We start from the raw sequence: 12983 nt of genomic DNA on the forward strand, positions 1-12983 counted from the left end.
GAAGTTTCTGTAAATGGAAAAAAGAGGACAATAAAATTCCTCTTTAAACGGTTTCGTTTTCTTTGACTTATTTCTGACGCAGGATAAAATCTTTAATAATCTGCTCCATATTAGAAGGCAGATCGGCATTTTTGATTTCAAAACGGTTCACTTTCATTTCTGTAAACCATTTTGTCCAATAGGCCTTAATTACTTTTTCTTCATAAGGATTTTTTTTACCCGGATTAATGCCTAAAACCAGTACTTCAAGATTGGATAAATTTTCTCCTATTTTAATGAAGCCAAAATCATGCTCGTGTAATTTTTTATTCCAGTCTTTGGTATTTAATCCATTTTTTCTGATCAGTTCTGGTGTGAGATAGGTGGTTCTGTTGCCTTCGGTTATTATGGTGTTCTCATGATACATATAACCATCGGTTAATACGATTAAAATATTTCGATAGTTTTTTTCAACACACTGATCTTTTGCTTTGGTATCAAAAAAGTTCCAAATATCAGAGCCAATAAAATGATCGTCTTTTATGGCAGAATCATAGATTTTGGACGTTTGTGCGGCATAATTTGAATTTATAGAATTCAGTAAATTTTTAGAAGCATTGTTTTTATCAATAGTGATTCTGAGATTTTTAGCAATTGTATTGATTTCGGGATCCAGAGGTTCCGGATTAAAAAACAATTGCATTTTATCGTCAATCTGCCTTATTCTTTTGGATTTTAAATGCTGTGTAAAAGCTTCAGAAACAGATTTTATGTACCCCAGGTCTCTTTGATAATATTCCATTGTTGGATTCGGATTTTTCTCCAGACTTATTCTGTCTGATAAATCAAGAAGGATACTGATGTTGTAGTTTTCTGATAGGGGGTCTTTGGATGAGGTTTCTTTTTCTTCCTTGCCAGATTCCTGCCTGCACGAAAAAATTGAAACCAGCAGTAGTGAGATTGCAAGTATGGTAAGACTGTTTTTCATGGCTATTAGTTTTTGGAATATACTAAGTGTTGAAAATCGGGATCAACTAAGTTCAATCTGTTTAAGTGTTCTTCGGAGGACAGTTCGCAGCTTTCCAACAATTCGCTTTTTTCAGTATACGGAAGCGCTATTTCGGTACTAATTGCCTGAAACCATCCTTCTTTGTATTGATGGTGGTAGTGCAGATATTCTTTAACAGGAAATACAAAACCATCTATTTTAGATTGTAATTCTGAAATTTTTCCATTGATGGTCACGATCTGTTGTTTAAAATCATTGGTCTTGTTTAGATATTCGGTTTTTAGTTTGTCTAGATCCAGTAGATTTTCTTTTTTACCTCTGATAAAGGCTCTGATTTTATCAATGTTTTCAAATTCTTTCATCACAAAATCAAAGACAAGTCCCCAAATAATATACACCACAAACCCGGCAAATATGATCATCCAAAACTCGGCTTCCCCTAAGGCAATGTTTAAGTTGTAGGGAGCAGAATCGGTGGTTTTGTTAAATTCATATATTTTCTTTTCGATCTGATAGGCCAGCAACGCATCAAACAAAAAGGTGGTGACAAAGAGCGCAACCATTCTTAAGATATTTTTTAGCCCTTTTCCTTTTTGCACCATATGAATTACATATCCCAGCCCCATAAAGACAAACGGAATTGTAACGACCAAAACTCCTTCAAGCCAGCTTGCTTTAAAAGAATTGGTTAGGGCATTTGCATCAAAAATGGCCGCGGTAAGACTGTCATTGGCGAATTCTTTGAAGAAAGCAGAGTAAGATGCCGAAATATAAAATACCAGTACATAAAGCGTAATGGGAAGCAATAAGAATAAACCAATGTAGAATTGCGCTTTCAGGCCTTTTCCATCTTCAATTCCGTATTTATCGGGATTGCGTTTTACTTCAATGATTTCGTTTTTGATCTGGTCAATTTCCTCATTTATATCCTGTTCTTTTTTTTCGTAGATGCCAATAGCGGCCTCCGACTTTTTAAGTTCGGTTCGGTTTTTCTCCTGTTCTTCTTTATAAGGCTGCTTTAATCGGTCCTGTTCCAGTTTTTGTTTTCGGCACTGATCTTCAAAGCTCATGTACAAATTTTGTAAACAGGTTTTTAAAACAATAGGTTTTCCGGTTGCTTTTATGGATGCTGCAAACCCACTTTGGTAATACGTTATTCTGATTTGCTCGCGATCATTTTCATTTTCCTCAAAAGCATTCGTTTGAATATCGTCTGTTTTTTTTAAACTAAATAGTTGTGTAAGTGATTTCATGTGTTACGAGTTTAATTGACTAATAATTTCTTCTTTCTGAATGTTTTTCTGAACACAATCAATGAGATAGTCGGATAGTTCATTGATGTTTTTCTCCAGAAAATTAAATTTCCGACAGTACTTTTTGAGCATATTGAGTTCGTCCTCAGTAATTTTTCCGTCAGCCCAAATGATTCTTGTGAAATCGTATAAATACTCGATTCTGCTGCTTAGCTTTTCAGGAACAATTAAGTCGGTATTAATTGGGTTTAGAAAAAGCTTATCCAATTCCTCTCTGGGAATTCCTCGTTCATCTGCAAAGTGATATAACATTTGCAGTTCTAATACATCAAATTGATCATCTGCTAGTGCCATTTGATACAATCTCAAAAAGTGGCTCTTAAGTTCTAGTGTTATCATTGTTTATCGTTGTTTATTTTAAAGATTCGCAAGCTTTACCATTGCCGTCCCGATCGAGGTTTTTGTAACAGTTTCTGTTACTGTCATAGGTAGCCTGGGCTTGTGCCTGACTTGTAAAATCACCACACGTTTTAGTTGGACAATTTGAGTTTGTATTTGAGCCTGAGACTGAAGAATCCGATGATTCTGAACAAGAAACAGCCAATCCAAATGTCATTGCTAGAAGTAATAGTAACATGCAGCCGTTATTCTTATTAGAAAAAGATTTGGACCTGGATCTGGTAGTATGTCCCTGAACATACGTTCCGTCTTTTTTAAAATAACCTTTTCTGTATCCCATGATTATAGTTGTTTTATAGTGAAAATTAAAAATGTTATAATTCCTGTAAATGCGATTAGTACAGCGCATCCGCTATTTTGGTATCGTAGTCCGGATATTCCGGTTTTTACAGAGTAGCCGCTCTTAGTAAATGTTCCCATTTTTGTTCTTAAACTGGGAGAAATTCCGGATCTGCTTAAGTTTAAGCCAAAGCCTCCTCCCAGTTTTATTCTTTTTTGAAATCGAAAGCCCATGATAAAAATTACCTTTTGTGACATTCAGGACAGCAATAGGCGCATCCGTCAGAGTTTGGATAGATTTTCTTGGATCGATCAACGGCATCTTTACAGTTTGAAAAAACACCTAGTCGTGTTTTACTTGTAATTGATTTAAAATAAGGACATTCATCAGTATGAACTTCGTGATCTTCGTTTTTTTGTGCTGTGTCATTTACGTAATAAGTTTTCATTGTTTTTGAGTTTAAATGGATTTATAATTCAAACTTAATCCTATTTGAAACCAGTATTTTACGGAAATCCATAATCCATAAAATTTATATTCAGGCCATAAAAAAAGCCCCCGAAGGAGCTTTGAAAGGTATAATGAAGTACAGGGGACTTTTAGATAATTCCCATGTCTTTGGTAATGGTAACCAAATGAATTGTATTGTTTGCCTTAAAAAAGTCTTTGAGTTTAGACAATCTTTTTTCCACGGCACTTTTGCTATTGGGCTTAATATCGGTGCTTTTAAAAATTTCTATGATTTCATCCTGTGACGTTCCTGCTGATAAGTATTTCAGAATTTTAATATCGACATCATCGATTTCGAAGTTGTTTTTTTCCTGAAGTGAAGAAGCTACTTCGGGTGAAATAAACCTTTGATCTGAAGTCGAGATCATGTGAATTGCTTTTTTTAGTTCTTCGATGCTATTCAGACCTTTTGATACAAAGGCATTCACTTTTGCATTGTCAAAAAGGGATTTAATGCGGTAGCTTTTATCTTCCACCGAATAAGCAATGATTTTAATGTTGGGTTGTAATTCACGTACTTTTTGAACCAGTTCATCACCACTGGCAATTTTTACTTCGCGGTGATCTGTTTTGAACGAAAGGTCACTAATTAATAAATCATAAGGTTCATTATCCTGAATGGCTTTGCGTATTTTTAGAAAGGCTTCATCACAATACTTGGATTGCTGAAAATTGATAATATCCAAATCTCTTAAGACTTGTTCGATTCCTAAATTCATAGTATCAAGGTCTTCGGCAACTATTACTTTTTTAAACATAGAGTTCTTATTTAGGCATTGTTATTTTTACTTTAAAACCTTTATTAGGTTCAGTGTCAAAAATAATAGTTCCTTTTATGGCCCGAATACGGTTTTCCATATTTTGAAGACCATTTTTAATAATTTTATCATTTTGACAGCCTTTTCCGTTGTCGGTATAGTCGATAAGTATCTTGTTGGTGGTGCTTTCAAATTTTAAAACGACTATTGATGCCTGACTGTGCTTTTTCATATTGACCATTAGTTCCTGTAGAATTCGATGTACAGCAACCTTTTTAACGTCGTCTACGAGGTCCCAGCTTACTTTTTCGATATTATTAATAATGACGTTTGTAGTGGGGCTGTTATAAGTCGAAAGCATTTCTTTTAAGTTGATCGCATAATTGGCTTTGGTATCAATTTCATTATTCTCTCTTGAAATTCTGCGAACCCTATTGTAAATATGATCCAGTTTTTGAATTAAATTGTCTTTTACATTAGTACTTTCCAAAGGTTGTGTTTGAGTAAAAGTGATGGTGTTAAAAACATCATTGGCCAGTTCATCATGAATGTCTTTGGCAATTCGGGTTTCAGTGTCGTATGCCGCTGTTATTTTTCCGATTCGGTTTCTGTTTTGATAAAACTTTCTCAAATACAATATGGAAAGAATCAAAATAGCAATTCCAAGTATAAAAAACAACCTTTGATATTTGGCTTCCTGAAGCGATAATAAGTTTTCGGCTTTTTCTAAACGGAGTTTCTGATTTTCATCTTTCTCTTTTTTAGAATCGTATTTAATTTTGGCAAATTTATTTTTAAAATTGTTTCGGATTTTAATAATACTGTCGTTCAGGAAAATGAACTTTTGAGCATACTGTACGTTTTTAATTCCGGAATCATTAGAAATCAAAAAGGACAAAGCCCTTAAGCGTTCATCAACACTATTGAAATGTGTCGCAAGTTGATAAGCTGCCTGAGCATATTGGTTTGATTTTTGGGGATTTGATTTAGAATAAAATTCGGCTAAATGTAAATTACTTTCGATAATACCATAGAAATCTTCGCTCTGAGTTCTCATTTTATGTCCTTCGTTCATCAGGGAATATCCTTTTTCCGTCTCACCCATTTTAAAATAGGCATAACCCAGATTGTCTAAAACCCTTGCTTTTTTGGGTGGCTCCTTATCTAAGAGTTTTTTATCCAATATGGTGTTTAAGATATTGATCGCTTCATTATATTTTTTCTGCTGAATGTAAACAACAGCAATATTATTCAAAGGAGATTGTCTGGATGCATCATCGGTACAGTCTTTTAAAGCTTCTTTATAGAAGAAAATAGCATCATTGTAAATAGAGAGTTCTTTGTCAGCAATACCAAATAAATTATTAATAGCAGCACTATAAACATCTTTCTTTTTGAGATAGGGCAGGGCTTCGGTTAAGGTTTCTTTGCTACCGTAATAATCTCCATTGATCTGCTGGATATTAGCCATCTGGATAAGATTGTACACCACATTGGCGCTGTCTTTTATAGCTTCGGAGGCAATTTTTGATTTATTAAATTGATAGAATGCGGTGTTAAAGTTTTTGTTTTGAAAACTAACCCTTCCTTTATTAACATAGTCTATAGCATCTTTTCTGATGGATGAAGCATTAGAAGTAGGGGTAGTTTGCTCTTGACAGGAAAGAAGGAGCAGGAAAAATAAAAAATAAAAAAACGGGGATCGTACCATAAAAGTTACTTTCCCCGAAAATACTAATTAATTGTTAATGAAATATCTTACTTCACCTTTATTTTACTGGTGGCGGTGGCGGTGGCGGTGGAACCGTTATGGGTTGATCTCCGGGACCGTCAGCATATGCAGGTATTGCAGGTTTGTCATTTGTTTTTGCCGTATCGTATTCGTCAGCGGTGCAAGAGTATAAAGAGGCACTAAGAAGCATAATTGCTCCCATCAAATATAAATTTTTCATGGTTTTTGGATTTAAAAATTATATGCGGCATGCCCGTTCAGAACTTTTCTGAATCATGTTATGGCAATGCCAATTTTGGTGGGAAGTGAAGTGCGCAGACAGTAAAATTTTCATTTATACTTCCCGGATAAATTCCGTTTTACGGTTTTCCGCACTTTTTAATTGAACTAGTTTAGTGCTTTTGTTTTAACCTGAAGATCAAAACGTTAACTGATTCTGAAGGCAAAGTAACGACGCTTGTAAGCCTGTATTGATACGGAATTCCAGGAATTCCGATGTATTTTTTGAAGTCCTGATAATTCCGTAAAAGTCCTTGAAAATCCAATTAAGAAATCCTTATAAATCCTAAAGCCTATGCCAAACAATACTTTTGAAGATTATAAAAAAGCTGTTAAAAAGAAATATGAGATAGAAAAAAACGGCGAACATTTTGTTTATTTGAATAGCCCTACGAGAGCGAAGCTCCGTAATTTGTGTTGGGAGTTATTTCAGCAACAAAACAGAAATCAGGACGATTTAAATGTTTTTAGTTCTTTATTAGGATTAGCTTTTGATGTGAATAAAAAGAACAAGTTTGAGGAGCAAATCGATAAATTCAGACCCATCGAAAATTTTTTTAAAGGAGAATCCGATCCCGCAAATGTGGATGCGGTAAATATGGCTGCAATCTTAGTAGATTTTAAAGCAAGACCTTTTAATAAATTTAGAATTCGTGAGTTGTTTGAAGATGAGGTCCAACCTGAAGATGAAGAACCGATTGAAGATGAAAGCAAAATAGAAGTATTGAATCCACAAAAGGAAGTAAGTGCGGGCTCTGAAATTCTGGACAAATTTTTGGATAGAAAAGAAAGAGAAAAAGTGAGTGGAAGGGAAGAATTAAGTGGTATTGAAGCGATAAAACCAAAAATCAATTCATTTGTAAATGTAAGTGTTGAAAAAATTCCTGATTCTGACTCTAATCCTGGCCCTAGTCCTAAATTTCTAACAAAAATGCATTTTACCATTATGGGAGTTGTAGGTCTTTTGTGTTTAATAAGTGTAATTACTTATTTTGCTTTTCAAGATAAGGAATGCATGCAATGGTCGGGCGACCATTATGAAATGGTAGATTGTGATTTGAAAATAGAAGGTTATGCCAAATCTGCTAATATTGAAATAATAGATCCGACGCTTATCCATCTTAAAAAGATTAAGGTTTGTGATACGACGACTTATTTTGATAAAAACGGAGTAGCGATTGTATGGTATGCTAAAACAGCAAACGGAATTGACTTTTTTGATGCGCATGGCAGGCATCCGGAAAATAATAGTCCATTGCGACCTGTAACACATTATATACTGAATAAGTATGTAAAGAAGTAAATTACTCCATCAGAAGATTAAAATGCAAAAACGGAAACAACTTTATAAAAAGTCATTTCCGTTTTTTTATTCCTTTAAAATTAAAGTATCGGATGATGAATATCTAGGTGGATAACGTCAAACCTTTTGTTTTAAAATTACTGAAGAGCACCTGTCTTGCACTGCTAATGGTTTCTTCGGTGCGATAAATGCTGCACCAGAATTTTATTTGTAATTTGAATTTTCCATCAGAAATGGCACTGTAATAAATTTGCGGAACTTTGGTGGTATTCACCAATGCCATACTTTCGAGCGATTCCAGAATAATAGCATTGATTGCTTCCGGCATAACATCACCCGTAACTTCGGCAGTAATTTCAACGAGTTTAAAATTGTCGGTATACGTCCAGTTCGTAATGTTTTGTGACAATAAATTACCATTCGGAATAATGATTTCGGCACCGTTTGAAGAGTTGATTTTGGTGGTACGCAATCCCATCGATTTTACTCGGCCAGATTCAGAACTAATGTCGATCACATCACCAATCTGAATTGGTTTATCAAAAATCAGGATGATACCCGAAACGAAATTATTCACGACATTCTGAAGACCAAGTCCCACACCAACACCAAGGGCACCCAGCAGAATACTCAGTTTGTCTAAAGGCATTCCCGAAGCGGCTACGGCCAAAAGATAACCGCTGATTAAAACAACAAGTCTTGTAATGAGTAGTTTAGAATGCTGTCTTTTGTTGATGGTTTCTTCGTTTTCATCGTCAATTTCACCAAAGAAATAAGCGACATAATTTTGCAGTAAATGCGCGACCCAGATGATGATAAAAAATAACACAATATTGCCCAGTGTAAAAGTGATACTTCCAATGGTATTTGGGTGACTTAGTAACGCACCTAAACCCGTGCGTAGCGATTCCCAAATGTTTAAATTGGCCGCGATAACAATAATCCACATATAGCTGATCACAATAATGAACGGTCTTTTTAGTGTGTCGGACAGACTTTCGTGATCAAAAATCTTTTCAATACCACGCTTGATACGAGTGGTGTAAATTTGTAAAAGAATAATTTCGAGTACGATTTTTAAAAGGACACTCAATGCCACAATCTGCGTCAGCGATATAAAAGCGGTAAGGCTTAACATATTGGCAAGTGAAACCCTTCCGAAAAGATTATCGAAAATGGATAAAGCATTCAAACCGATAAAAATGATGGTAGCCCATTTAAAAAAACCTTTGATGTACAATTGGTCTTTTAACGTTTTAATCTGTACGAAACCGTAGCGGATTCCTAAGATATTGATCACAATAAAGGCGCAACGCTGCATAAAACCAACAGGGATAAACAGGTCCAAGAAACACAGCATAAAAAACAAGACTAAAAGAAGCAACCAATTGCGCATGGCAACGGCCGACCATTGGTTTTTAAAAAGTACCGTAAGTAATCCCAGAAGAACCAGCTGAATCAATTCGATAAACAAGGCAGGAGCATATAAATTACTGACTACAGCAATGTTAAGACCAATGACTGCGACCGGAATAAGAACACCGCGATTGATGTATTTGAAGTTAAGCTGAGACAGGTTTTCGGCATGTGCATTACTGTTGAGGTATTTTAAATTGCGGGAAATGTACCAACCCAATAATCCCATCAACAAAAGTAGTGTGATTAAACCACCGGCTCTGTAACTTAGGTAATATTCCGCAACGTTTTCTTCAATAATTATTTTGGCTTTAATGTTTTTGCCTACTATTTTTTTGGCTGTAGAATCACTGGTACTCCATAAAACAGGATATTCTTTTTTAAGCATACTGATTCCGGATTTTTCCAGCTTGCTTTCCACAGTAATTAAGGCATTTGATACCGCAATTTTTCTCTCAACGGTTAATCGCTTATTGTGGTTTAAAATAGCCTGGTTTTTGGTCATCAGACTGTCTGTACTCAGGTATCTCTTTTTCAGATTCGCAAACTCCTGTTTAAATTGCTTGCGGCGAACGGTATCTTTCAAAAGTCCCATTAGGGTTTTATCCTTACGCAGGTCAATTACCCTGCTTTTGATTTTTTCAAGTGCCAGGTTGCGCGAATTGATTGCAGTATTTTGTTCGTCAAGTTCCTGCTCAATTTCTTTGAGTACGATACGATACATTTGCTGGTTGCGCACATTTGGATTTGCTCCTTTTAAGCTAGCCAGAATAAGGTCAAGTTTGCTTTGTGTTCCTTTGATTTCACCAAATAAACGATGGCTGTTTCCATCAAATTCAGTGTCATTATGGGCAGATTCCAAAACTTCTCCGGCTTTTTCGATCGCCATTAGATAGTCACTATCTGTGGTAGTATCTTCAAATAGTTTTGATTTGGTTTCTGTTTTCGACGGAGCAGTTTGAGAATAGACAATCGGTGCATAAAAAAAGACAGCCAGCAAGGCCAATACACCTATAAAATTTCTTTTCAGGATCATAATTTGAGACATGGATTAAGGTTCAAATGTAATTTTTTTTAAAGTATTTATGATGTCGGATGTAATAAAATTTGGTTAAATGAACTTGAACTCATTTGATTTTATATAGCACTTGCACCTGTTTTTGCCACAGATTAAAACGATTCTTTGGATTTTTAATTTTGTAGAAAAAACATTTTAATATTGTTGATACCTAATTTTCTGGGATGTAAAAAAACAACACTCAGAAACATAATTCTAACTAAAGTTTTAAAAATATTATATTCGTAGTATTATAACCGAAATCCCAAAACAATTCGAAAATGGAAAATATTACTGTAATTATCATGTTACTATTTGGAGTCGCTTTTTTGAGTCTTGTTAGTAAAAAATACAATTTTCCAATTCCCATTGTGCTGGTACTTTGTGGTGTGGTAATTAGTATCATTCCCGGACTTCCGGTAATTGCGTTGAGTCCCGAAGTAGTTTTTATTATTTTTTTACCACCGCTTTTATACCACGCCGCCTGGTACACCAGCTGGTCCGATTTTAAACAAACCATCCGGCCAATTACTTTGGCAGCTGTAGGTTTGGTGTTATTTACAACAGTTGCAGTAGCGATTGCAGCACATCTGCTTATTGATGATATTTCGTGGCCTTTGGCTTTTCTTTTAGGAGCGATAGTTTCGCCTCCGGATGCTGTTTCTGCAACTTCGATTACCAAAGGGTTGGGTTTGCATCCCAGATTGATTGCCATTCTCGAAGGCGAAAGTTTGGTCAATGACGCCAGTGGTCTGGTGGCTTACAAATATGCATTAACCGCAATTACAGCCGGTAATTTTGTACTCTGGCAGGCTGGATTAAACTTTGTGGTAATGTCTGTAGCGGGAATCGCAATCGGTTTGGCTGTGGGGTATATCATGAGTTATATTCACAAAAGATTTGTTTGCGATGAGGTAATCGAAGCCACTTTGACATTGCTGACACCTTTTGCCTCTTATTTAATCGCAGAGCATTTTGAATGTTCGGGAGTTTTGGCCGTAGTCGCCACCGGACTTTTTTTATCAGCCAGATCCGGAACGATTTTTACCCATGAAAGCCGAATGATGACCGGAACAATCTGGAGTGTTCTGACCAATATTTTAAACGGATTGATTTTTATTTTAATCGGACTTCAGCTGCGGCAAATTATTGACGGAATAGGGGATTACTCCGGTTGGTCCTTGTTTGTTTGGGGCGCTTCGATAAGTATAGTGGTGATTTTGGTTCGTTTTTTATGGGTGGTGCCGGCTACTTTGCTTCCGAGAATACTTAGTAAAAGAATCCGTCTCAAAGAAGAATTCGATTATCGCAACATGATTATTTTCGGCTGGTCCGGAATGCGTGGAGTAGTATCCATGGCGGCCGCGCTGGCCTTGCCCTTAATGATGAACAAAACAACCGAATTCCCTTTAAGAAACCTCATCATCTACCTGGTATTTTGTGTAATACTTTCGACTTTGGTCGTTCAGGGACTTACTTTGCCGTGGCTGATTAAAAAACTAAAAGTACAGCCCTATTCGATTCTTGCTGAAGAATACGAAATACGAAATACTATCGTTTCGCAAACCATTACCCATATCGAAGATAATTTTTCGTTGCTTAATGATGACCTGCTCCACAACATCAAAAGCAAATACGAAGTCAAATTCAATCGCCTCCAGAAAACCGAACTCCCGGCTAATTTCTTCGGAAAAGGAAAGGTTTTGGGAGGAGAGATCTTCAACGACTTCACCAAACTTCAAATAGACCTTCTAAACGTAGAACGCGCCAAACTGGAACTCATGCACAAAACAGGCTCTGTTCACGAAGAGATTTTCAGGAAAATTGAAAAAGAACTGGATTTAGAAGAGACCAGATTGTGGATGGAGATGTATGAGGAGTAGGGGATTATAATATTTTATAATGTATCATCAAAAAAATCCATATCAATTCTTTTTAATTGAATAATTTGTTCAACCTGAACTCCAACATTAAATTCAATAGCTAAATTGGCTAATTTTTTGCCATCTATAAGAATGATCTTGTGTTGTTTGCTTTCGGATGCCGTTTTTATTGCTTCTGGAGAAAATGAAGAAGTTGTTAAAAAAACACCTTTATTAAATCCTTTAACTGCCAGTGAACCAATAAAGTTTCTGATGTCTCCAGAACCAGCATTATTAGTAGTATAACGTTTTGCCTGAATGCCAACGGATTCTAACCCCAGTACATCCTGTAAAATTACACCATCAATACCATTATCACCAATTGCACCAGTTACTATACCCGAATCTTTTCTAAAGCCACCATATCCCATTGATTGAAGTAATTGAACTACAAATTTTTCAAAATATTGAAAAGTATTTTCTTTTAAAGTATCTAATATATCGGATGCTAATTGTTGATGAATTGCATCGATTGTTGTAGTAAGTCTTTCTTGTGGTGTCAGTTCTTCTTCGTCGATTTTATTTGATTCTTTGTCTGTCCCTTGTAAATCAACGTTTGAGTTAAAATTAAATCGCCATTCCTTGTACATGGGAAATTGCAACAATTCCTGCATCCTTAATTTCTTAGGATTTGTTTTCAGAAAATCTAAACCAAGCGGAGTTATTTGATATACACCACGCTCAGGATAATGAACCAATCCAGCATTTTTTAAATAACTTTTTGTCCAGCTTACACGATTTTTAAATAAACCCATTTTTCCGCTGGGAACTTGTAAGGCTAAGTCTTCAGGGGTTAGTTTAAAATGATTCGCTAAATTTTCCATAACTTGATTTAACGGCTGTTTATTGCCGTCGTTTAAGTTTTGTAAAAAGGGTAACATTATGGTTTGAAAATCGGGTACTGGAAAAACCGGTCAATTTGACCACCTAATTCCGGAGTAAATTGACCACCCGTTCCGGAGCAAACTGACCACCTGATTCCGGAGCAAATTGACCACCAGGTTTTGTGGTTAATTAACGATTAAA

The 12983-nt window shown here is 35.7% G+C and carries 13 protein-coding genes; 2 read left to right on the top strand and 11 right to left on the bottom strand.

Features of this window, described 5'->3' with window-relative positions:
- Window positions 1-67: 67 nt before the first annotated feature.
- From ACN1CN_RS12910 to ACN1CN_RS12950, 9 genes are all read right to left on the bottom strand, one after another.
- The gene (locus tag ACN1CN_RS12910; RefSeq protein WP_419135959.1) at window positions 68-967 is read right to left on the bottom strand and encodes a hypothetical protein; all 900 of its coding nucleotides are present in this window, start codon (window positions 965-967) and stop codon (window positions 68-70) included.
- 5 nt (window positions 968-972) lie between these two features.
- Window positions 973-2241: an ABC transporter permease gene (locus ACN1CN_RS12915; protein ID WP_419135960.1), complete on the bottom strand. Its 1269-nt coding sequence runs from the start codon at window positions 2239-2241 to the stop codon at window positions 973-975.
- A gap of 3 nt (window positions 2242-2244) precedes the next feature.
- Complete coding sequence (locus ACN1CN_RS12920) at window positions 2245-2640, bottom strand: hypothetical protein (RefSeq protein ID WP_419135961.1); 396 nt, start codon at window positions 2638-2640, stop codon at window positions 2245-2247.
- Between the two features lie 13 nt (window positions 2641-2653).
- Window positions 2654-2980 carry an excalibur calcium-binding domain-containing protein gene (locus ACN1CN_RS12925; RefSeq protein WP_419135962.1) on the bottom strand — a complete coding sequence of 109 codons (327 nt, stop codon included), beginning with the start codon at window positions 2978-2980 and terminating at the stop codon, window positions 2654-2656.
- Window positions 2981-2982: 2 nt separating this feature from the next.
- On the bottom strand, window positions 2983-3237 hold the full coding sequence (locus ACN1CN_RS12930) for a DUF4236 domain-containing protein (RefSeq protein WP_419135963.1): 255 nt from the start codon (window positions 3235-3237) through the stop codon (window positions 2983-2985).
- Window positions 3222-3428, bottom strand: a complete 207-nt coding sequence (locus tag ACN1CN_RS12935) for a hypothetical protein (protein WP_419135964.1) — start codon at window positions 3426-3428, stop codon at window positions 3222-3224. Before ACN1CN_RS12935 ends, ACN1CN_RS12930 begins: the two co-directional genes overlap by 16 nt.
- A 151-nt stretch (window positions 3429-3579) precedes the next feature.
- Complete coding sequence (locus ACN1CN_RS12940; protein WP_419135965.1) at window positions 3580-4248, bottom strand: response regulator; 669 nt, start codon at window positions 4246-4248, stop codon at window positions 3580-3582.
- Window positions 4249-4255: 7 nt separating this feature from the next.
- Window positions 4256-5959, bottom strand: a complete 1704-nt coding sequence (locus ACN1CN_RS12945) for a tetratricopeptide repeat-containing sensor histidine kinase (protein WP_419135966.1) — start codon at window positions 5957-5959, stop codon at window positions 4256-4258.
- Window positions 5960-6017: 58 nt separating this feature from the next.
- Complete coding sequence (locus tag ACN1CN_RS12950) at window positions 6018-6200, bottom strand: hypothetical protein (RefSeq protein ID WP_419135967.1); 183 nt, start codon at window positions 6198-6200, stop codon at window positions 6018-6020.
- 354 nt (window positions 6201-6554) lie between these two features.
- Here ACN1CN_RS12950 and ACN1CN_RS12955 point away from each other — a divergent pair, with 354 nt between their 5' ends.
- Window positions 6555-7562, top strand: coding sequence for a hypothetical protein (locus tag ACN1CN_RS12955; protein WP_419135968.1), 1008 nt, complete (start codon window positions 6555-6557; stop codon window positions 7560-7562).
- Window positions 7563-7665: 103 nt separating this feature from the next.
- On the opposite strand, the gene ACN1CN_RS12960 is transcribed toward ACN1CN_RS12955, so the two are convergent.
- Window positions 7666-10026, bottom strand: coding sequence for a mechanosensitive ion channel family protein (locus tag ACN1CN_RS12960; RefSeq protein WP_419135969.1), 2361 nt, complete (start codon window positions 10024-10026; stop codon window positions 7666-7668).
- A 290-nt stretch (window positions 10027-10316) separates the two neighbouring features.
- On the opposite strand from ACN1CN_RS12960, the gene ACN1CN_RS12965 reads away from it, so the two are divergent.
- Entirely contained in the window at window positions 10317-11918 is a 1602-nt protein-coding gene (locus tag ACN1CN_RS12965) for a Na+/H+ antiporter (RefSeq protein WP_419135970.1), read from the top strand.
- A 14-nt stretch (window positions 11919-11932) separates the two neighbouring features.
- Here ACN1CN_RS12965 and ACN1CN_RS12970 read toward each other — a convergent pair whose 3' ends face one another.
- Window positions 11933-12838: a restriction endonuclease gene (locus ACN1CN_RS12970; protein WP_419135971.1), complete on the bottom strand. Its 906-nt coding sequence runs from the start codon at window positions 12836-12838 to the stop codon at window positions 11933-11935.
- Window positions 12839-12983: the final 145 nt, after the last annotated feature.

Origin of the sequence: Flavobacterium sp. T12S277 (genome assembly GCF_048514875.1) — a bacterium.
In the GTDB taxonomy this organism is placed as follows: domain Bacteria; phylum Bacteroidota; class Bacteroidia; order Flavobacteriales; family Flavobacteriaceae; genus Flavobacterium.